Origin of the sequence: Bradyrhizobium genosp. A (assembly GCF_049949275.1) — a bacterium.
Lineage (GTDB): Bacteria > Pseudomonadota > Alphaproteobacteria > Rhizobiales > Xanthobacteraceae > Bradyrhizobium.
Window position 1 is genome coordinate 7,876,468 of record NZ_CP188196.1, and the last position, 18,908, is coordinate 7,895,375.

General features: G+C 62.2%; 17 protein-coding genes and 1 tRNA gene. 7 read left to right on the forward strand and 11 right to left on the reverse strand.

Features of this window, described 5'->3' with window-relative positions:
• Positions 1-307 precede the first annotated feature (307 nt).
• Both ACP2YP_RS36885 and ACP2YP_RS36890 read left to right on the forward strand, forming a co-directional pair.
• Entirely contained in the window at positions 308-940 is a 633-nt protein-coding gene (locus ACP2YP_RS36885; protein WP_426421209.1) for a glutathione S-transferase family protein, read from the forward strand.
• A 483-nt stretch (positions 941-1,423) separates the two neighbouring features.
• Positions 1,424-2,335 carry a sigma-70 family RNA polymerase sigma factor gene (locus ACP2YP_RS36890; protein WP_426421210.1) on the forward strand — a complete coding sequence of 304 codons (912 nt, stop codon included), beginning with the start codon at positions 1,424-1,426 and terminating at the stop codon, positions 2,333-2,335.
• Between the two features lie 195 nt (positions 2,336-2,530).
• On the opposite strand, the gene ACP2YP_RS36895 is transcribed toward ACP2YP_RS36890, so the two are convergent.
• The 5 genes from ACP2YP_RS36895 to ACP2YP_RS36915 all read right to left on the reverse strand — a co-directional run bounded on the left by ACP2YP_RS36895 (position 2,531) and on the right by ACP2YP_RS36915 (position 8,981).
• Entirely contained in the window at positions 2,531-2,710 is a 180-nt protein-coding gene (locus tag ACP2YP_RS36895) for a DUF2182 domain-containing protein (protein ID WP_426421211.1), read from the reverse strand.
• A 164-nt stretch (positions 2,711-2,874) separates the two neighbouring features.
• Complete coding sequence (locus tag ACP2YP_RS36900; protein ID WP_426421212.1) at positions 2,875-5,511, reverse strand: bifunctional diguanylate cyclase/phosphodiesterase; 2,637 nt, start codon at positions 5,509-5,511, stop codon at positions 2,875-2,877.
• A gap of 289 nt (positions 5,512-5,800) precedes the next feature.
• On the reverse strand, positions 5,801-6,565 hold the full coding sequence (locus ACP2YP_RS36905) for a DUF2182 domain-containing protein (protein ID WP_426421213.1): 765 nt from the start codon (positions 6,563-6,565) through the stop codon (positions 5,801-5,803).
• A 68-nt stretch (positions 6,566-6,633) separates the two neighbouring features.
• Positions 6,634-7,266, reverse strand: a complete 633-nt coding sequence (locus ACP2YP_RS36910; RefSeq protein WP_426421214.1) for a DUF1326 domain-containing protein — start codon at positions 7,264-7,266, stop codon at positions 6,634-6,636.
• A 467-nt stretch (positions 7,267-7,733) separates the two neighbouring features.
• Positions 7,734-8,981 (reverse strand): LacI family DNA-binding transcriptional regulator, encoded by a 1,248-nt coding sequence (locus ACP2YP_RS36915; protein ID WP_426421215.1) that lies wholly within the window; start codon positions 8,979-8,981, stop codon positions 7,734-7,736.
• Positions 8,982-9,106: 125 nt separating this feature from the next.
• Here ACP2YP_RS36915 and ACP2YP_RS36920 point away from each other — a divergent pair, with 125 nt between their 5' ends.
• The 5 genes from ACP2YP_RS36920 (at position 9,107) to ACP2YP_RS36940 (ending at position 15,022) form a co-directional block, all read left to right on the forward strand.
• Positions 9,107-10,339: an ABC transporter substrate-binding protein gene (locus tag ACP2YP_RS36920; RefSeq protein WP_426421216.1), complete on the forward strand. Its 1,233-nt coding sequence runs from the start codon at positions 9,107-9,109 to the stop codon at positions 10,337-10,339.
• An 82-nt stretch (positions 10,340-10,421) separates the two neighbouring features.
• Positions 10,422-11,369: a carbohydrate ABC transporter permease gene (locus ACP2YP_RS36925; RefSeq protein ID WP_426421217.1), complete on the forward strand. Its 948-nt coding sequence runs from the start codon at positions 10,422-10,424 to the stop codon at positions 11,367-11,369.
• Entirely contained in the window at positions 11,366-12,220 is an 855-nt protein-coding gene (locus ACP2YP_RS36930) for a carbohydrate ABC transporter permease (RefSeq protein WP_426421218.1), read from the forward strand. Before ACP2YP_RS36925 ends, ACP2YP_RS36930 begins: the two co-directional genes overlap by 4 nt.
• Positions 12,221-12,257: 37 nt before the next feature.
• Positions 12,258-13,013: an SDR family NAD(P)-dependent oxidoreductase gene (locus tag ACP2YP_RS36935; RefSeq protein WP_426421219.1), complete on the forward strand. Its 756-nt coding sequence runs from the start codon at positions 12,258-12,260 to the stop codon at positions 13,011-13,013.
• An 11-nt stretch (positions 13,014-13,024) separates the two neighbouring features.
• Positions 13,025-15,022 carry an alpha-glucosidase gene (locus tag ACP2YP_RS36940; RefSeq protein ID WP_426421220.1) on the forward strand — a complete coding sequence of 666 codons (1,998 nt, stop codon included), beginning with the start codon at positions 13,025-13,027 and terminating at the stop codon, positions 15,020-15,022.
• Between the two features lie 124 nt (positions 15,023-15,146).
• Here the strand turns inward: ACP2YP_RS36940 and ACP2YP_RS36945 are convergent.
• From ACP2YP_RS36945 to hisD, 6 genes are all read right to left on the reverse strand, one after another.
• Positions 15,147-15,222, reverse strand: a tRNA-Phe gene (locus ACP2YP_RS36945).
• Positions 15,223-15,419: 197 nt separating this feature from the next.
• Positions 15,420-15,602: a DNA gyrase inhibitor YacG gene (gene yacG / locus ACP2YP_RS36950; RefSeq protein ID WP_426426404.1), complete on the reverse strand. Its 183-nt coding sequence runs from the start codon at positions 15,600-15,602 to the stop codon at positions 15,420-15,422.
• A 157-nt stretch (positions 15,603-15,759) separates the two neighbouring features.
• Positions 15,760-16,389, reverse strand: a complete 630-nt coding sequence (locus tag ACP2YP_RS36955) for a Maf-like protein (protein WP_426421221.1) — start codon at positions 16,387-16,389, stop codon at positions 15,760-15,762.
• A 158-nt stretch (positions 16,390-16,547) separates the two neighbouring features.
• Positions 16,548-17,015, reverse strand: a complete 468-nt coding sequence (locus ACP2YP_RS36960) for a low molecular weight phosphatase family protein (protein WP_426421222.1) — start codon at positions 17,013-17,015, stop codon at positions 16,548-16,550.
• Between the two features lie 71 nt (positions 17,016-17,086).
• A complete protein-coding gene (locus ACP2YP_RS36965; protein WP_027530339.1) occupies positions 17,087-17,584 on the reverse strand; it encodes a UPF0262 family protein in 498 nt (165 codons plus the stop codon).
• On the reverse strand, positions 17,581-18,876 hold the full coding sequence (gene hisD, locus ACP2YP_RS36970) for a histidinol dehydrogenase (protein WP_426421223.1): 1,296 nt from the start codon (positions 18,874-18,876) through the stop codon (positions 17,581-17,583). The genes ACP2YP_RS36965 and hisD overlap by 4 nt, the downstream gene beginning before the upstream one ends.
• Between the last annotated feature and the right edge of the window lie 32 nt (positions 18,877-18,908).

An 18,908-nucleotide genomic window follows, 5' to 3' on the forward strand; every position in this document is an offset into this window, starting at 1 on the left:
TCTCCCGGAACGCACGTTTTACGTTCCTCTCGCGTCTCCAAGCGGGCGCGCGGTCGAATTCGCCCTCTCAATGGAAGAAGACGTTCGCTCGGATCGGAAGGATTCCGTGGTCGACGACTTTATTTTCTGTTGCGGTGACTTTGGCTTTGCGGGTGATCCTCGCAGCAATACCGAATTTGAGGGTTCTCGGGTGAATCCTCGGGCCCTGCTGAAACGTCAGTATAGAAGGTGAACCCTCGGACATCACCAGCCCAACGCGGGAAGCCGCGAGGGATCGACCTCATCGTCCAACACCGGAGAGCCTGTCGTGGATCAGTCGCCAATTGAGATATTCGGAGCTCCACAAAGCAATTTCACACGCGCTATCAGAATTGCCTGCGAAGAAAAGGCCATCGACTACGTGTATCATCCGTTGGCGCCGCATTCGCCGGAAGTTGCCGCCATCCATCCGTTGGGAAAGATTCCTGGCCTACGCCATGGGGAGCTGACGTTGGGCGAATCCCGCGCCATCATGGGCTACCTCGACGGCATGTTTCCCGAAAGTCCGCTCATCGCGATCGGCCCGCCGGGAGCCGCTAGCGAAGCCGAGCAATGGCTTTCGATCATCATGTCGGCGACGGATCCGATCCTCATTCGCCAGTACGTCTTCGCCTATATCTTTCCGAAAGACCCGGACGGGGCGGTGGATGGAGAGGCTGTAAAGGCGGTCGTGCCAGCGCTCGAAGCCCATATCGCTCTCCTCGACAAGGCAGTCTCCGAAGCAAGTTTCATCGCCGCCGACCGCTTCACCTTTGCGGACGCGTTGCTGCTTTCGACCCTCGCAGCTGTCCGCAGATTCCCGGAAGGCGCCAGCGCAATGGAGCGCGCGCCATCTCTCTCACGGTATTTCCAGCTGCACGCTGAGCGGCCGAGCTTCATAAAGACGGACCCTTGGTCATGAAACAAAGCGGTATTGAAAAGTCACTACTGCCTGGGCCAGCCATCGGCGCCCGGTGTGTTGGTTGGCGTCGTGACGACTGAGCGGCGCACGCCCAGGGTTTGCGTTTTCGCGGCAGATCGGGAAGGCCAAAAAAATAGCCTTTTCGAGAGCTGGCCCTGACGCTCGTGTGACGCCCAACGTCGAAGTTGCGGACCAACCTCTCGCGCCGTTCGTCCATCAGCCCAAGGGCGCGTCTGGCAAGACGATCGCCGCTTTCGGCGGCGAGAACTTGCCTCATCGTTCATCGCAGAGGGACTCTTCGACGAGTTCCAATTCTATGTTAATCCAACGGATGCTGGAACGTCAGTATAGAGGGCTTCCGACAATCGATTGACCGGGAGGTCTTATCCCGCGGCAACTGCCATTGCGCTGCCAGGCCTGACCAAGTGGGACGTAACTGCCTCAAGCCGGTCGGGAAAAATCGGCGCAAAATTCGGAGATGGCATGAACAAGCACGAAGAAATCGAGCGCCCTGGGTCCATTCAACGACTCCTCGCGGACCTGCGACCGAGGCTGCACAAGTACTGCGCGCGAATGGTGGGATCGGTAATCGATGGTGAGGATGTCGTCCAGGAGGCCATGTTGAGGGCGGTCGAGGCGATTGCTGGCAAGCCCGAAATTACCGAGCCCGAACGCTGGTTGGTTCGAATCGCGCACAACACGGCGGTCGACTTTCTACGCCGGCGTACCCGCGAGGCGGCACGCCATGACGATAGGGACGAGGTGCTGGAGATGATCGCTGACCCCGTTGCTGCTGCGGATCGATCCCAAATTGCAGCTGCGAGCTTGCGCAGCTTCATTCGATTGCCGGTGGCTCAACGAAGCAGCGTGGTCTTGATGGACGTGCTCGGTTATTCTCTTCAGGAAATTGAAGAGATGACCGGAATGACCATACCTGCCATCAAGGCGGCACTGCATCGTGGGAGGGCGAGGCTTCGAGAGATTTCGCGCGAGCCTGATGATTACGTCCCGCCAAGCCTTTCCGAGCCGGACCGAGCTCGGCTTGCCACATACACAAGCCGATTCAACGCGCGTGATTTTGCAGCCGTGCGTGAGATGCTCGCCGAAGAAGTGCGGCTCGAAATGGTTGCCACAGCTCGTTTGAACGGCCGCGATCAGATTACGGAGACTTACTTTGGGAACTACGGCCGCCGAAACGACTGGCGGCTCGCCCCCGGGATTGTTGATGACCGCCCCGCAGTTCTGGTCATGAACGTTGCCGAGCTCTCGGAGAAGCCCGCTTATTTCATTCTTCTTGAATGGACCGGCAGCTTGATCGGGGAGATTCGTGATTTCTCACACGCTCGCCATGTGATCGATGGAGCGGAGATCGCGCTCGACCGCAGCGATCAATGAACTTCTCAGTGGCGGGATCGAGCGTCCCCGCGATAGCTCAATATTTTCCGAGTTACGGTGACAGTGCTAGACTGCACCCCGTAAGTGAGACACGGTAATTGCGGTGACAGTGGGGTTGCCGCGATGCGTTACCGTGGTTTGTTTTGCGCGAACGCGCTGTCACCGCATTTCCAGGTTGTCCGACCAATGCGCATCTCATGCCGCGCGCGCAAGAACGATCGCTCCGAATACGATGAGGGCGACTCCGACCGCGTGGCTGAGCCGTCGGCCGAGCGGGAGCAGTTTCTCGCAGGCCACATAGACGGCGATGCCAGCAATCCAGACAATGTTCATGACACCGGTGACGAACAGCAACGCCATCAGAGACAGCAGCATCCGACGCAATAGCCGCCGTGCTCAATCCCCATGCGGAGCGCTCCCGCCAGGTCGGCGATGACGTCCTGCCAGTGCGTCGATCTTCAGCAGCGTGCCAGCCACGCCCGGCGCCAGGCAGCGGCGGGCGCGACATCGTGGACAAGCACGACGTTCTGATGCTCGCCTCACGCCACGGCCTGGCGTCGCCGCCGCGGGACCGGGCTTTGCAATGACAGGTCGGCCAGCGGCGCGGGCCTGCTGAAGAAGTAACCCTGGCCGAGCGCGATTCCGAGCGAATGCACCCTTGCCACCTGTTCGGAGGTCTCGACACCCTCGGCGACGATGGAAAGCTTCAACGTCTTCGCGAGCTGCACGATGGATTTCAGCACAGCGACGGTCTCGCAGCGGTCGATCCTGTCGATGAAGGACTTGTCGATCTTGACCTTGTCGAACGGAAAGGCCGTCAGATAGGACAATGATGAATAACCGACACCGAAATCATCAAGTGCAATGGATACGCCAAGCGCCTTGAGGCGCTCGAGGGTCTTGAGGTTTTCCTGGGTATCGGCGAGAAACACGCTCTCGGTGATCTCGAGCTCAAGCCGGGATTCCGGAAGTCCGCTCTCCGCCAGCGCGGACGTCACGGAGTCGATAAGGTTCGTGCCGGCAAATTGCAGGGCGGAGAGGTTGACAGCGACCTTGACATCGCCCGGCATGGTCACCGCGTCGCGACACGCCTTGGCCAGCACCTGATTGCCGAGTTCAACGATCAGTCCGCTCGCCTCCGCAACCGCAATGAACTCGGCGGGAGGAATGAAGCCTTTGGTGCTGTGATGCCAGCGCGCCAGAGCCTCGACCGATTTCGCACGGCCCGTGCCGAGCTCGATCACGGGCTGATAAAACACGTCGATCTCCTCGCGCCAGATCGCCTCACGAAGCTCGATCTCGAGGACGTTGCGCTGATCCGCTTCAGCCTTGAGCTCCGCCGAGTAGATATGGAAGCAGTTTCGGCCCGCGTTCTTCGACTTGTAGAGCGCAAGATCGGCGTTGCGAAGGATCTCATCGACCCGCATGCCATGCTCGGGCGCCATGGCGACGCCGATGCTGCAGCCGATCACGACGGGATGGCCGTCGATGTGATAGGGCTCGGAGATGGCCCGAACCAGCCGCGCAGCGAGCGTTGCGACATCCTGCGTCGAGGCCTGGTCCGGTGCCACGATCACCGCAAACTCGTCACCGCCGATCCGCGCCGCAGTATCGACGTCACGGATCTGCGCCTTGATCCGGCTGGCAACCTGCTTCAGCAGCGCGTCGCCGCATTGGTGACCGAGCGCGTCATTGACGGATTTGAACCTGTCGAGGTCCAGCAGGAGCGCGGCGAACGCCGCCTCCGTGCCGGGAGACCTGGCGAGCGCTTCGTCGATGTGCTCCTTGAACAGATTGCGGTTGGCAAGGCCGGTCAGGCTGTCGTAATGCGCGAGCCTCTCGATCCGGACCTCGGAGGCCTTGCGCTCGGTGATATCCTCATGCGTGGCGACCCAGCCGCCGCCCTCGCGCCGTCCGTAGGAGATATAGACGACGCGCCCATCCGGAAACTGCACGGTGTTCGAGATGTGCTCCGACTGGACAAGCCGGTTCTTCAGATCGATGAGATAGGCCTCGACGTCGCGCACGGCGGTTTGTTTTGCAAATACCTCGCAGAAATCCATGCCGATCCGAATCTCCTCCGGTACCAGACCATAGAGTTCGAGCCATTGACGGTTGAACGCAATCAGGCGGTCGCGGCCGTCGAACATGCTCAACCCCTGGGGCAGGTTTCTGAGCGCATCCTCGAACTTGCTGGCAAAATCACGCAGCTCACGCTGGGCGCGGTCGAGCGCCAATTGTCGCCGCCAGTAGAACATCGTCGCGGTCAGGATGACTAAGGTGAGCAGCAGCGCGCCGCCGAGATAGACCTTCTGCCTGAAATCGGAGCGGGAATAGATCTCCTGCTCCGAAATGCCGACGGTGAAGATCAGCGGAAAGGCGCGCGACCTGCGCGCGGTGATCAGCCTGTCGCTACGGTTCGGCCGGTTCTCGTTCCAATATTGTGCATGGAAACTGTCCCGCAGCTCGCTTTCGACGCGGTTCGGCGCGCGCTGCCCCAGCACGGTGCCCTGGTCGATGCCGCGCGCGGCGAGCACGACATGGTTCGCATTTCTGAGCACCAGCGTTCCTCCGGCGCCGAGCTTTGTGGTGTCATAGAACCTGCCGACGACGTCGACACTGATCGAGCCGACGATTACGCCCGCCGGATTCCTGGCAAGGTCGAACATCTTTCTCGCGAGCTGGATGGTCCATTTGTTCGAGGCCCGACCCAACACCGGCTTCGCCACGTAGAGGCGATCGTCGGCCTGCGCCATCACGTTGATGAAGTGCTCGCGATCGCCGAGATAGAGCGGCGCACCGGAATAGCCCGAGGTCGTATCGAGCATGTAGCCGTCCAGTCCGATCAGGGAGAACTGAACCACATCGCCGGTCGCCATGCGGGTCTTGTCGGACCAGAACTTCAGGCTGAATGTGACCGGATCCTGGGCGTAGAGCGCGCGCACCACCAGCAACGACTGATCGACGCGCTCGAAGATGCGTTCGGTGTTTTCCTCGAACAATTCGGCGACGCTGTCGCCGTGCGACCTCGCCTGCTGGACGGCATCCGCCCGCTCGGACGACGTGATCGCGAAGTACCCGATCCAGACCAAGGGCAGGACGAACGATGCAATCTGCAGCGGAGCATTGCGCAGAATTGACATCGCCACCTTGCGAAATGGTCTGGCGAAAATCACGAGGCGCGCTCCCGCATCGGCCGCGGGGGCAGAACAGTGCTGGTCGTCCAGAATGGCATCGCCTCTCTCCGCCTTGATTGCGGGGACGCCACGGCCGCAAGCCGGCACTGTCGTCATCCCGGAGCGCGAGCCTAGAAGCGACAGCCTTAAGGTTCGGTTGGGAAAAGGCTCAATTGTCCAGCTAACGGCCTCCGTAAGACCACGGAAGCCGGCTGGTTTGAGCAGCTTGGCGGTATCGGCGTATTTGAAAATGGCATTTTCGCAGCGCCTGTCGAGCCACGGGCGTTTCTCACACCGCGCGCGCGAGCATGATCGTGCCGGACAGGATGAGAGCCGCGCCTGCCGCATGGCTCAGCCTTGGGCCGAACGGCAGCAGTTTCTCACCGGCGACATAGAGCGCGATGGCGATGATCCAGACGAGATTCATCACTCCGCTGACGAACAGCAGTGCCATCAAGAACCAGCAGCAGCCGACGCAATAGCTGCCGTGGCGAAATCCCATGTGGAGTGCCCCTCTCGTACCGGGCCGCCAATGCTGACTGAGAAACATCAGCGGGCTCTCGCAGTAACGCAGACAGGAACGTTTGAACGGCGTGAATTGGTAAAGCCCTGCGGCGAGCAAAATGAGGCCGCCCAAAATCGAGCTGGTGCTTGCCATCGCCATCGACAGCAACCCGAAGCGTTCGAGCGCCCATTGCACCAGGACCGCAACGACACTGAACGCCGCCCATGTCACGAGATAACCGGCGAGAAATATCCAGGCGTCCATTGCGGCGCAGGATGCAGTCTCCTGCTTGCGCTTGACCGTCGCATACAAGAGGACGGTGGGCGCCGCGCTCGGCGCCATCATCGCGATCATCATCACCCACCACATCACGAACAGCAGCGCGGCATAGAGCGGCGTCCACGGCATCGGCGCCATGTCCGGCATGTCGGCCATCATTTCGGTGTCCATGCCGGCGCCGCTGGCGAGATAGGCCCAGGCGAGCGCCGCCACGGCAGCGGTCCCGATCGCAACGATCAGGCGGTCGCGGTGAAGCAGGTGTTCCAGCATGAAGTGCCCGCGCATGGGCTTGCCCGCCGCTGAGGTGGCCGAGTTGACCTCTCGATTTCAGCGCAGCATCACGCCGCGACGCCGTCGGGCGTTTGCACGACGGTAGCAAGCGAGCTGTGCGTGTCCCGGGTTTCGAACGGAATCGCGCCGGTCGAGCGGATGCTGGCGGACGCGATCTCGGCCGCCCTATGCTCGAAGCCCTCGGGCATCACGACCTGAATGCGGTGCGGAGTACCCGTCACCGGGTTCTTGATCGGCTCGACGTCGGTCTCGAGCACGCCCCCGGCGACAAGCCGGGCGACGCGCCCGTCCTTGTCAAAGGAGAACTCGAACGGTGCAAACACCGGATCGTGGATCTTGGTGACGATCAGGCTGACGATCTGGAATAGCGTGCCCTCGGCAGAATGCTTGCCCGAAAAGATATCGAACAACGCCTGGCGCTGCTCCGGCGTGGCGCGTTCGTCGATGATGGGTTGGATCGTCCCGTTGCCCTCATGCAGCGCTCCGGGGAAATCGACCGTGATCGCGAAGCAGAGACCGTCAAGCCTGGTCCCCTCGAAATGTCCCTTGGCGATGCGCATAGCGACCAGCCCCTTGCAATAGCCTTGGGTCGGCGGCGCGTTGAAATCGCAGGGGCAGCCGAATGCGCAAGTGCAATTCTTCATCCATTCGCCTTCGAGACGCCAGTCCGATGCAGCCATGGCACATCTCCCAATGTGAGGGGGGACGCGGCAGCCATGGACGATTTTTTTAGCGTTATGTCGAAGCAATGCGTAGAACCGCGAGCGGGATCGAGATCCGATCAGAAGGCCGCCTCGCAGAAAAGTCGGTTGGCGAGCTGCCGTTTACCGTCCCAATGGCGAAAAGCATATCAGCCGTGGCCGGGCACGTACAGCGAATGATTGCGGCGGAGCAAGCGGGTCTGCAGGACGTTCGACACTGAGAGGAATGGTGCCCAGGGAGGGAATCATACCCAACCACCGACACGACGAACCGCTGTTTGTCCTTAGTATGGCGGCGTGAGCGTTTGGCATGGTGGCGGAGGAGCGCTGCCGCCTTTCCGCACACCCTACAAACCAGCGATATCTCCTTCGATCCTTCGCGTGAGGGTTTGCAGCCGCGCCCGAGTGATGCTCGGCCTCGGCTCTCGCGGAGAGGTGATGCCAGATCAGCTGCTTTGCCTGTGGAGCAGAGAGAAACGAGTGTCGATCACAGCCCGCTCGGTCTCGCCGTCAGTGCTTGCAATCCTTGCGATGATGAGCCGGGCTGCTTCCTTACCGATGAGATCGCCCGGCGGACGGATCGTGGTCATTGACGGATTGCATGCTGCGCTGAAGCTCAAATCGCCGAAACCGACCACCGACAAACGCTCGGGGATCGCGACGCCGAGGCGCTGGCATTCGAAAATCGCGCCCAGCGCGATATGATCATTGGAACAGGCAATGCCGTTGACGTCGGGGAAGCGCCGCAAGGCCTCCGCAAGCAGCATGGCGCCCACCTCGGCGGTTGCAGGCGCCGGATGCCGGATGATCTCCGCACTGACATTCAGCACGCTCCGTGCGGTCTCGATGAAACCCTGCGCACGCTGCGCAGCGCGCTGATCCTCTTGCAGGCGAGCCCCAAGAAACAGCAGCCGTTTGCGCCCGCGCTGCATGAGGTGTGACGCAGCGGTGCTCCCGACCTGAGTGTGATGGAAGCCTACGGCCATATCCATCGGCTGGCGGCCGAGCTCCCAGATCTCGACAACCGGCACCCTGCTGTCGCGCAACAGCCGTCGTGTGACGGCGCTGTGCGAGAGGCCGGTCAGGATGATCGCAGCGGGCGCCCAGGACAGGGCCGTCCGCACCAGGTCTTCCTCGTCGCGCTCGTCATATTCGGTATGCCCGAGCATCACCTGGAACCGTTGCTTGCCGAGCTCGGACTGTATCGCGGCAACGGTCTCGGCAAAGAACGCGTTGCGGACCGAGGGGACAATGATGCTCGCGACGCGCGATGAGGCCGCGGCGAGTCCGCCTGCCATCAGGTTCGGCACATAGTCGAGCGCCTCGATGGCACGTGCGATCGACCGGCTTGCCGCGGCCGAAACCGCGCCGGGCTTCCGGAAGTAGAGAGACACGGTGGATGGCGAGAGCTCGGCGCGCGCCGCCACATCCATGATCGTGACCCGCTGCATCTTGCGCCGGGCACGTGTGGGCTTTGATGAAGGCATCGACCCTGAAATAGTAGCGCTATTATCAGCGACGAAGCGTAGGTGATCGGCTGTCAGAAAGCAATCTGATCTCATGGTACCAGCGGAAAATGGTGCAAATATCGATCGTTTGTGCAGTTGGAGTCTGCAATGGGAATCGGCTTGACAGCGATCTGTGTAACCTTGAAAATCATAGCGCTGCGAAGGTAGCTGAGACAGCGCAGTCATGACAGGATCTGCGCGCGATCCGAAGAAGCTTCGCCTTTCGATGCTTCGACCGAGCGCATTGTTCAGTGAGTGGCGCCAGGATATTGCACGCGGAAAAGCGGCAAAATATCAGCCGGGAGGAAACGATGAACCTTGCGAGGCTTGCAAGTCTGCTGTTGTTGAGCGCTGCGCTGGCCTCGGGCCCGGCATCCGCTGAAACGCAGTTGAAGGTCTATCTCTCCAGTCAGGGTCAGCCTGCTGTCTGGCGGAAAGCGCTGGATCAATTCGAAGTGCGCAATCCTGGCATCAAGGTCATGATCGAACTCGGCGGCGCGACGTCCGACCTGCAGGCGCAGTATCTCAACACGGTGATGTCGGCGAAGGACCCGTCGCTGGACGTCCTGATTCTCGATGTCATTCGTCCGGCCCAATTCGCAGCCGCCGGTTGGCTTTCCCCATTCCCTGAGAAGGACCTGCTCGCTTACCTTCGCCCTTATGCCGAGGCCAATACCGTCGAGGGCAAGGTGGTCGCGTTGCCCGCTTTTGCCGACGCCATGTTCCTCTACTATCGGAAGGATCTGCTCGACAAATACGACATCCCGCCGCCGAAGACGTGGGAAGAACTGGCCGTTGCGGCGCAAAAGATCACGGACGGCGAGCACAATCAGAATTTGCAGGGGCTTTCTTTCCAGGGCAAAGCGATCGAGGGGGCGGTCTGTACGTTCCTGCTTCCCTATTGGAGTCAAGGCAAGACGGTCGTCGAAAACGGCAAGCTGATCTTCGATCGCGACGCGGCGATCAAGGCGCTGGCGCTGTGGAAGAGCTTTGTCGACAAGGGGATTGCCAAGAAGAGCATCTCCGAAGTCGCAACCGACGACACCCGCAAGGAGTTTCAGGCAGGCAACGTGGTCTTTGCCGTGAACTGGGGCTACGCCTGGGCTCTCTTCCAAGGCGAAGGGTCGGCTGTCGTCGGCAAGGTAGCAGTCTCGCGGCTGCCCGCCGTTACCGGGGGCGAACAGTCGACCTGTCTCGGTGGTTGGGAATGGGGCGTCTCCGCCTATTCCAAGCATCAGGATGAGGCCAAGAAGCTCGCTGAATTTCTGTCCGGCCCTGAGATATCCAAATTCATGGCGATCAACGGCTCGCTGTTACCGACCTATCCGGCGCTCTACACGGATTCCGAGGTCACCAAGGCTGCTCCCTGGTTTGCTGATGCCGTGCCCGTGGTGGGGACGGCGAGGGCGCGGCCGGTCACGCCCCGCTACAACGAAGTCAGCGAGGTGATCCGAACCACCGTGAACGCGGTGCTGGCGGGCGTGGCGACACCGGCGGAGGGCGCCAGCCAGATCGAGAGCCGCCTGAAGCGGATCTTCCATTAGGGCTGGTTCGTTCCTTCGTTCACACATTGCATGCTGCCGCCACAAGCTGCGCCGCGCTTTTCGGCAACCCGGATCGGATTTCATGACGACATCAGTCCCACTCGCGCGGGCAACGGGTCGCGCCAAACCGCTTCGCGCACGGTTGTCGCGCCTGCTTGATCCCGACGAGGCGACGCTCGGCGCGCTGCTGCTTGCGCCGACCGCCATTCTGCTCGCCGTGGTGATCGGCTATCCAATCTGCAGACTCATTTATACGAGCTTCCTCGACCTGTCGCTCACGTCGGGGGTGCCGGCGCGCTTTGCCGGGCTCGCGAATTTCCAGGAGATGATCGAGGATCCGGTGTTCTGGCAGGCGGCCCGGAACACCATCCTCATTGCGCTGATCACGGTTCCCGGCGCGCTGATCGTCGGGCTCGGCCTTGCGCTGCTCGCCAACCTTCCGTTTCAGATGCGTTGGCCAGCGCGGCTTTCGCTGCTCGTCCCGTGGGCGCTACCCCTTTCCTTCGCGGGCCTGATCTTCGCGTGGTTCTTTCATTCTGAATATGGCGTCGTCAACGACGTGCTGCAGAGGTTCGGCCTGTCCGGCATCATCTGGTTCAATTCGCCGCGGCTCGCATTTGCCGCGATCTGCCTCGCCATCATCTGGAAGACGTCGTCTTTCATGGCGATGATCATTCTCGCTGGCCTGCAGACCATTCCCCGATCGCTCTATGAGGCGGCGGATGTCGATGGAGCAGGCCGCGTGCGGAAGCTTCTTCTGATCACGCTGCCGCTGCTCAAGCCGACGATCGTGGTTGCGCTGATCTTTCGGACCATCACCGCGCTGCAGACCTTCGACATTCCCTATATGATGACGGGCGGCGGACCGGGCACGTCGACCGTGACGCTCGCCATGTATATCCATCAAAACACCGTCTCGTTTCTCGATCTCGGCTACGGGTCGGCGCTTGCCGTGGTGATGTTCATTCTCTCCATGGCTGTGACGGCGCTCTATCTGCGCATGATCCGCGGCAGCGAGGGCGTCGAATGACCACGGACGCCATTTCAAGACCCGGATCGCTCCTGTCGGGCAAACCGCTACGCGTGCTGGCGGCGCTCATCCTCATCGTCAACGGGTTGTTTCCGGCGCTGTGGATTCTTATCACCTCGTTCAAGACCGAGGCGGAACTGACCCTGAAGCCGATCACCTGGTTGCCCCGCGCGCCGACGCTGCAGAACTATATGCAGGCGTTCTCCGACCAGCCGCTGCTCACCTTCCTGTTCAACAGCTTCATGGTCGCGCTGCTGTCGACAGCGTCGACGCTGCTGGTCTCCGTCCTTGCCGCCTATGCGCTCGCCCGGCTCAATCTCAGATTTCGCGGCCTGATCATGTCGCTGATCATCGCGGTTTCGACCTTTCCGCTGGTCACGCTCCTGGTGCCGCTGTTCGAGACGATGCGGGCGCTCGATCTTCTCAACACCTGGACGGCGCTGATCATGCCTTACACGGTGCTGAGCCTGCCGGTCTGTATCTTGGTGCTGACGTCGTTTTTCGAGAGTATTCCGCGCGATCTGGAAAACGCCGCCATGATCGACGGCTGCACGCGACTTGGCGCGCTGTTCAGGGTGGTCGTGCCGTTGTCGGCGCCCGGCGTTTTCACCGCCGGCATTCTCGCCTTTGTCAACTCGTGGGACGAGTTTCTGCTGGCCCTGTCGTTCAATTCCAATCCGGCGTTGCGCACGCTGCCGGTCGGAATCCAGCTCTACCAGGGTGAATTTGCATTCCCCTGGCCGGTGATATCAGCCGCGCTCGTCGTGGGCATCGTGCCGATTGCGGCCCTGATTGTGATCTTCCAGGGACGCGTGGTTTCAGGGCTGACGGCCGGCGGCGTCAAGGGGTGAGGAGTCACGTGTCGAGAGGCATTCCGAGGTTCCCGAGATGACAAGCTATGATTCCGTTCGCTATGGCTCGCTGGCCGGCCGCAACGTGCTGGTCACCGGTGGGGCCGCGGGCATCGGCGCGGAGATGGTCAAGGCGTTTGCATCGCAGGGTTCGATCGTATCATTCATCGACATCGACGAGCAGGCCGGGGCCACGACAGCGGCCTCGACCGGGGCGGAGTTCATCGTTTGCGACGTGACCGATATCGCCGCGCTCCGTAGCGCAGTTGCGCGCGTCGAAGACAAGCGAGGCCCCGTCTCGGTGCTGGTCAACAACGCCGCCCGCGATGATCGCCATGCCATGGTCGATGTCGAGGCTGAGACTTGGCGGCGCGTGCTGTCGCTCAACCTCGATCACCAGTTCTTCGCGAGCCAGGCGGTGAGCAAGAGAATGATCGAGGTAGGCAGAGGAGCAATCATCATGTTCGGCTCGGTCTCCTGGATGCGCGGGATACCAGGAATGGTGGGGTATACGACGGCGAAGGCGGCGATCAACGGCATGACCAAGACGCTGGCCCGGGAGCTCGGCCCGGCAGGCATCCGCGTCAATTGCATCGTGCCCGGCGCGATCGTCACCGAGCGGCAGCAGCGGCTCTGGGCGACGCCCGCGAGCAACCAAAAGTTCATCGACAGCCAGGCGCTCAAATTCCGGCTCGATGCCTCGCATGTGGCGCGCGTCGCGTTGTTTCTTGGCTCCGACGAGAGCGCCGGATGCACCGGGGCGAACTTCATTGTCGATGCAGGCCTAACCTGAGAGCCGAAGGAATGAGCGCGAAACTCGAAACCACCCCTGCGGGCTTCATAGTCTCCATCAATCGCCGGCCGGTTCTCAGGCATAGCGCCGCAAAACCGTGCATCTTTGTCGGACGCGGTGATGATCGCATCGCGATGCACCGCGGTCGTTTCGAGATCGAAGACCGCCTCGTCGAGCGCTGTCCGCTGGCACATGCCGAGATCGACGGCGGGCGCATCCGGCTTGCGCCCGGCAAGGGGCAGGCGCCGCGGTTGATCCTTTGGCTCGAGGAAAATGCGCTCGTGCTGCAGGCGACAGATCCGTCCATGAACAGGTTTTGGATTCGGATCGCGGCTGATCAGGACGAGCACGTCTGGGGTGGCGGCGAGCAGTTTTCCTATTTCGATCTGCGCGGCCGGCGGTTTCCACTGTGGAGCTCCGAGCCCGGCGTTGGGCGTGACAAGACGACGGAGATCACATTCAAGGCGGACGCCATCGACAAGGCGGGCGGGGACTATTTCCACACCTACTATCCGCAGCCGACCTATGTTTCCTCTGCCCATTATGCACTTCACGTCGCGACCTCTGCCTTTTGCGCTTTCGATTTTCGCGACGATGCGTTTCACGAGATCGAGGTTTGGGCCGTTCCGGAGCGTATCGAGCTGTTTGCGGCGGAAACGTTTATCGAATTGGTCGAAATCCTGTCGGGCCGCTTCGGGCGTCAGCCGCCGCTGCCGGACTGGATCTACAACGGCGCGATCGTCGGATTGAAGGATGGGGCGGCCTCATTCAAGCGCCTTGAGCGGATGCGCGAAGCCGGCGTCAAGGTTGCAGGCCTCTGGTGCGAAGACTGGGTTGGAATCCGGCCGACTGCGTTTGGTGCGCGGCTGTTCTGGAACTGGCAGGCGAGCGAGCAGCGATATCCAGGCCTTCGCCAGCGCATCGCCGAACTGAACAGCGATGGCATACGCTTTCTCGGCTACGTGAACCCCTATCTTTGCAACGATGGATCCTTGTTCGCTGCGGCTGAAGCCGCGGGCTATTTCGTCAAGGACGGCTCGGGGCGAACCGCGCTGATCGATTTCGGTGAATTTCACTGCGGCATTGTCGATCTCACCAACAAGGACGCGGCCGCATGGTTCTGCGAAGACATCATCGGCGCAGGCATGCTCGACTACGGTCTATCCGGCTGGATGGCCGATTTTGGTGAGTACCTGCCGACCGACGTGCGTCTCGCCAATGGCGTGGATGCAAAGCTGATGCATAATCGATGGCCGACACTTTGGGCGGAGGTGAACGCAAAGGCGGTGGCGAGCCGAGGCAAGACCGGCGAAGCGCTGTTCTTCATGCGGTCCGGTTTTACAGGCGTGCAGCAGCACTGCCCCTTGCTTTGGGCCGGCGACCAGTCGGTCGACTTCTCGCGCCACGACGGGCTCGTGACGGTGATCTGCGCCGCCTTGTCCTCCGGCCTGCTCGGCAACGCGTTTCATCATTCCGACATCGGCGGTTATACGAGCCTGTTCGGCAATGTCCGTACACCCGAGTTGCTCATGCGCTGGGCGGAGATGGCTGCATTCACGTCGGTCATGCGCAGTCATGAGGGCAATCGGCCGCATGACAATTTGCAGCTCGACGGCGATGGCGAGGTGTTGCGGCATTTTGCGAGGATGACGGCAATCTACGTTCATCTCGCACCATACCTTGAGATCTTGTCGCAGGAGGCGGCCCGCCGGGGCCTTCCAGTGCAGCGCCCCTTGTTCCTGCATCACGAAGCCGATCGCCGGACATACACCATTCAAGACAGCTATCTGTACGGTCCTGACCTGCTGGTGGCGCCAGTCTGGCGGCCATCCGAGGGAGAACGGACGCTGTATCTGCCAACCGGAACCGATTGGGTCCACGTCTGGTCAGGCCAGTCGTTCGCCGGCGGCGAGGAAATTACGGTCAGCGCTCCACTGGGCCAGCCGGCGGTCTTCTACAGGGCGGACTCCGCGTTTGGCGCGCTGTTCCGCGGTCTGAGGGACGTGTAGCGCTCTAGCATCGAACGGATCGCCATCGCGGCGTCGGACCTATTCGAACGGTAGCAATACGAGCGCCATCGTCTCGTGGAGGAAATCGCGCAAAATCGTAATTTGGCGTGGAAAATCGCACGAATGGTGCCCAGGGGCGGAATCGAACCACCGACACTGCGATTTTCAGTCGCATGCTCTACCAACTGAGCTACCTGGGCGTGCTGAGGGAAGGACCCAAAGAGAAGGTCAAGGCCCATCGAGCGGGCGGTTTATAGTGGGCTCGCAGCGGCCTGTCTACCCGGCTTCGCCAAGAGGCTGCGCCGGGCGCGGCCCGGCTGTGCACAAGGTGGGGCGGGCTTGCTGCGATCGGCGCGCGGCACAACGGCCGCGCGAGCAAGCGACTGATATCATTTAATTATTCGACGTCATCCACCTCGTCGTCGCGACCGGGGATGACGTAGGACCCTTTCAGCCATCGGTTCAGGTCGACGTCGCGGCAGCGCGACGAGCAGAACGGACGGGTGGCCTGCGCCTGCGGCTTGCCGCAGATCGGGCAGGTTTTGAGCGGCCCGGCGGGCTTCTTGGCGTGGTCGTTCATGGGTGGCGGCAGTCTACACGAGGTGACGAGGTTCAAGAGCCTCTCGGCAAACGGGTTCCTCCGACGGAGGCGCAGGATGCCCGCCGACCGATTCTACTGTGCATGGGGTTGTTTTCGAGGTTTTTGTCGGAGTGGTTTTGAGGTGGTTTTTTTTGGCTCACACGGCGGTGGCGTTGAGCCAGCCGAAGCGGATCGGAAAGCCTTCGCCGCCGAGCAGCGTGGAGGTCTCGTAGAGCGGCAGGCCGACCACGTTGCTGTAGGATCCCACCATCTTCACCACGAACGAGCCGGCGATGCCCTGCACGGCGTAGCCGCCGGCTTTGCCGCGCCATTCGCCCGAGCCGATATAGGCCTGGATGTCGTCTTCCGACAGGCGCTTGAAGCGGACGCGGGTCTCGACCAGGCGCTGGCGAAAAGCCTCGCGCGGCGTCACCAGGCAGATCGCGGTGTAGACGCGGTGGTTGCGGCCCGATAGCAGCCGCAAGCACTGGGCGGCTTCGTCGACGAGATTGGCCTTGGGCAGGATGCGGCGGCCGACCGCCACCACCGTATCGGCGGACAGGATGAAGGCGCCGCGGAGCTCATCGTCGAGCTGCACCGATTTGAGCGCCGCATCGGCCTTGGCCCTCGCGAGGCGATTGGCGCAGGCGCGCGGCAGCTCGCCCCGCTTCGGCGTCTCGTCGACATCTGCCGGCCGGAGCGCGTCCGGGTCGATGCCGGCCTGGTTGAGCAGCGACAGGCGCCGCGGCGAACCGGAGGCAAGAACGAATTTGGGGCGGCCGAGCATCAGGTGATTTTTGGGAGACGAGGCAGGGGGTGAATTGCGCGCGGAACCTATCGGAAGGGGGCTGGTTTCACAACCCGGGAACCCTGACTTTGGTGATTCGGGGCGTCCAACATGCGTGTGCCCTTAGTCTGTGACGCAGGTGTTACGCTTGCCCCATACTACCCGCTCGCGGCGCCCACCTTGGCGAAACGCCGGCGGATCCGCATCAGGAGCTGGTCGCAGACCTCGCGATAGGCGGCGAGCTTCTGGTCGCGGCTGCCCTCGATGGTGGTGGGGTCCTGCGTCGGCCAGTACTCGACGTCGGCCGCGAGCGTGCGGGTCAGTTCCAGCGCCTTGTGGTGCGCTTCCGGCGAGAGCGTGATGATGAGATCGAAATTCAACCCCTCCCAGTCCTCCAGCTCCTCGAAGGTTTGCGGCTTGTGGGTGGAGATATCCTGGCCGAGCTCGGCCATCACGGCGATGGCGAACGGATCGAGCTCACCCTTTCGGGCGCCGGCCGATTTCACGTAGAGCCCCTGCGGAAACATGTGCTGCAGCAGGCTCTCGGCCATCGGTGAGCGCACGCTGTTCATCGCGCAGGCGAACAGCACCGATTGCGGATCGCGTGCGCGTGGCGGACCCGCCATCGCGGTTAGGCCCTTTTGATAGAGGGCATGGCCTTGTCGGAAAACCGCTGCACACTTTTCCGGGCCATGCCCTAGCCCTTCCAGTGAAGAACAGTGATGAGCGTGAACAGGCGGCGCGAGGTCTCGAAATCGACCCGCACCTTGCCCTTGAGCCGCTCCTGCAGCGTGCGCGATCCCTCGTCATGGATGCCGCGGCGGCCCATGTCGATGGCCTCGATCTTGTCCGGGGTCGCGGTGCGGATCGCCTGATAGTAGCTGTCGCAGATCATGAAATAGTCCTTCACGATCCGCCGGAACGGCGTCAGCGACAACAGATGCGCGACCACGGGCGTGCCATCCTCGCGGCGGATGTCGAACATCAGCCGGCTGCCGGTGATGCCGATGTGCAGCGTGAACGGCCCCTTGCCGTCAGCGCCATCGGGCGCGAACAGGTTCTGCTCGATCAGATCGTAGATCGCGATCGCGCGCTCGTGCTCGATATCGGGCCCGGAACGGCCGATCGAGTCCTCGTCGAGGGTGACCGCGACGATGCGATTGGTCGAGTCGTCCTGTTCGGGCGGCTTTGTCATGACAGATTGAGGCGCAATCCAATCGAGCGCGAATGGGCGTCCAGCCCTTCAGCTTGTCCGAGCGTCATCGCGGCCGGGCCCAGCGCACGCAGCTGGTCCGGGCCGCATTTCAGGATCGAGGTGCGCTTCATGAAATCGGCGACCCCGAGCCCTGAGGAAAATCGCGCCGAGCGCGCCGTCGGCAGCACGTGGTTGGAGCCGCCGACATAATCGCCGATCGCCTCCGGCGTATGCGCGCCGAGGAAGACCGCGCCGGCATTGCGGATCTTTGCAGCGAGCGCGTCGGGATCATCAGTCATGATCTCGAGATGCTCGGCGGCGATCGCGTCCGCGAGCGGAATGGCGTAGGCGAGGGTCTTCACCATGATGATGGCGCCGAAATCGGCCCAGGAGCGACCTGCGATTGCTGCACGCGGCAGCGTCTTCAATTGCGCTTCGACCGCCTTCTCGACATCGGCGGCAAGCCGCGCCGAGTCGGTGATCAGGATCGATTGCGCGCTGGCATCGTGCTCGGCCTGCGCCATCAGATCAGCCGCGATCCAGTCGGCATTGCCGGTGTCGTCGGCGATCACCAGCACCTCGGAGGGGCCCGCGATCATGTCGATACCGACCTTGCCGAACACCAGCCGTTTCGCGGCGGCGACATAGGCATTGCCGGGGCCGACGACCTTTGCGACGGGCGCGATCGTCGCGGTGCCATAAGCGAGCGCCGCCACGGCCTGCGCGCCGCCGACGCGGTAGATCTCGGAGACGCCGCCAAGCGAGGCCGCCGCGAGCACCAGCGGATTGAGCTTGCCGTCGGGCGAAGGCACCACCATCACCAGGCGCGAGACGCCCGCGACCTTGGCCGGCACCGCGTTCATCAGCACTGAGGACGGATAGGCCGCGGTGCCGCCGGGCACGTAGAGGCCGGCGGATTCGATTGCGGTGTAGCGCCAGCCGAGCTCGACCCCGAGCGGGTCGATGAAGCGCTCGTCCTTCGGCAGCTGGCGACGATGGTAAGTCTCGATGCGGTCGCGCGCGAGCTTCAGCGCATCCAGCGTCGCGGCATCACAGGCCTTTGTCGCAGCTTCGATCTCAGCGGCCGACACGCGCAGGCCGGATGCATCCAGCGTCAGCCGGTCGAATTTTGCCGTGGCCTCAAGCAGAGCGGCATCGCCGCGCTTGGCGACATCATCGACGATGGCGCGCGCGGCCGCCTCGACATCAGCCGAGACCTCGCGCTTGGCGGCGAGGAAGGCCGCGAATCGCTGGTCAAAATCGGCGCTGCTGCGGTCGAGACGAACGGGCATTTTGGGCTTGGCTTCTGCTGGTTGAGGGGGGA

Bases quoted from the DNA above. Each gene is read 5' to 3' on its own strand.
- ACP2YP_RS36890 (WP_426421210.1), top strand. From the start codon at position 1,424: ATGAACAAGCACGAAGAAATCGAGCGCCCTGGGTCCATTCAACGACTC.
- ACP2YP_RS36895 (WP_426421211.1), bottom strand. From the start codon at position 2,710: ATGCTGCTGTCTCTGATGGCGTTGCTGTTCGTCACCGGTGTCATGAAC.
- ACP2YP_RS36905 (WP_426421213.1), bottom strand. From the start codon at position 6,565: ATGCTGGAACACCTGCTTCACCGCGACCGCCTGATCGTTGCGATCGGG.
- ACP2YP_RS36910 (WP_426421214.1), bottom strand. From the start codon at position 7,266: ATGGCTGCATCGGACTGGCGTCTCGAAGGCGAATGGATGAAGAATTGC.
- ACP2YP_RS36915 (WP_426421215.1), bottom strand. From the start codon at position 8,981: ATGACTGCGCTGTCTCAGCTACCTTCGCAGCGCTATGATTTTCAAGGT.
- ACP2YP_RS36920 (WP_426421216.1), top strand. From the start codon at position 9,107: ATGAACCTTGCGAGGCTTGCAAGTCTGCTGTTGTTGAGCGCTGCGCTG.
- ACP2YP_RS36925 (WP_426421217.1), top strand. From the start codon at position 10,422: ATGACGACATCAGTCCCACTCGCGCGGGCAACGGGTCGCGCCAAACCG.
- ACP2YP_RS36930 (WP_426421218.1), top strand. From the start codon at position 11,366: ATGACCACGGACGCCATTTCAAGACCCGGATCGCTCCTGTCGGGCAAA.
- ACP2YP_RS36935 (WP_426421219.1), top strand. From the start codon at position 12,258: ATGACAAGCTATGATTCCGTTCGCTATGGCTCGCTGGCCGGCCGCAAC.
- ACP2YP_RS36940 (WP_426421220.1), top strand. From the start codon at position 13,025: ATGAGCGCGAAACTCGAAACCACCCCTGCGGGCTTCATAGTCTCCATC.
- yacG (WP_426426404.1), bottom strand. From the start codon at position 15,602: ATGAACGACCACGCCAAGAAGCCCGCCGGGCCGCTCAAAACCTGCCCG.
- ACP2YP_RS36955 (WP_426421221.1), bottom strand. From the start codon at position 16,389: ATGCTCGGCCGCCCCAAATTCGTTCTTGCCTCCGGTTCGCCGCGGCGC.
- ACP2YP_RS36960 (WP_426421222.1), bottom strand. From the start codon at position 17,015: ATGGCGGGTCCGCCACGCGCACGCGATCCGCAATCGGTGCTGTTCGCC.
- ACP2YP_RS36965 (WP_027530339.1), bottom strand. From the start codon at position 17,584: ATGACAAAGCCGCCCGAACAGGACGACTCGACCAATCGCATCGTCGCG.
- hisD (WP_426421223.1), bottom strand. From the start codon at position 18,876: ATGCCCGTTCGTCTCGACCGCAGCAGCGCCGATTTTGACCAGCGATTC.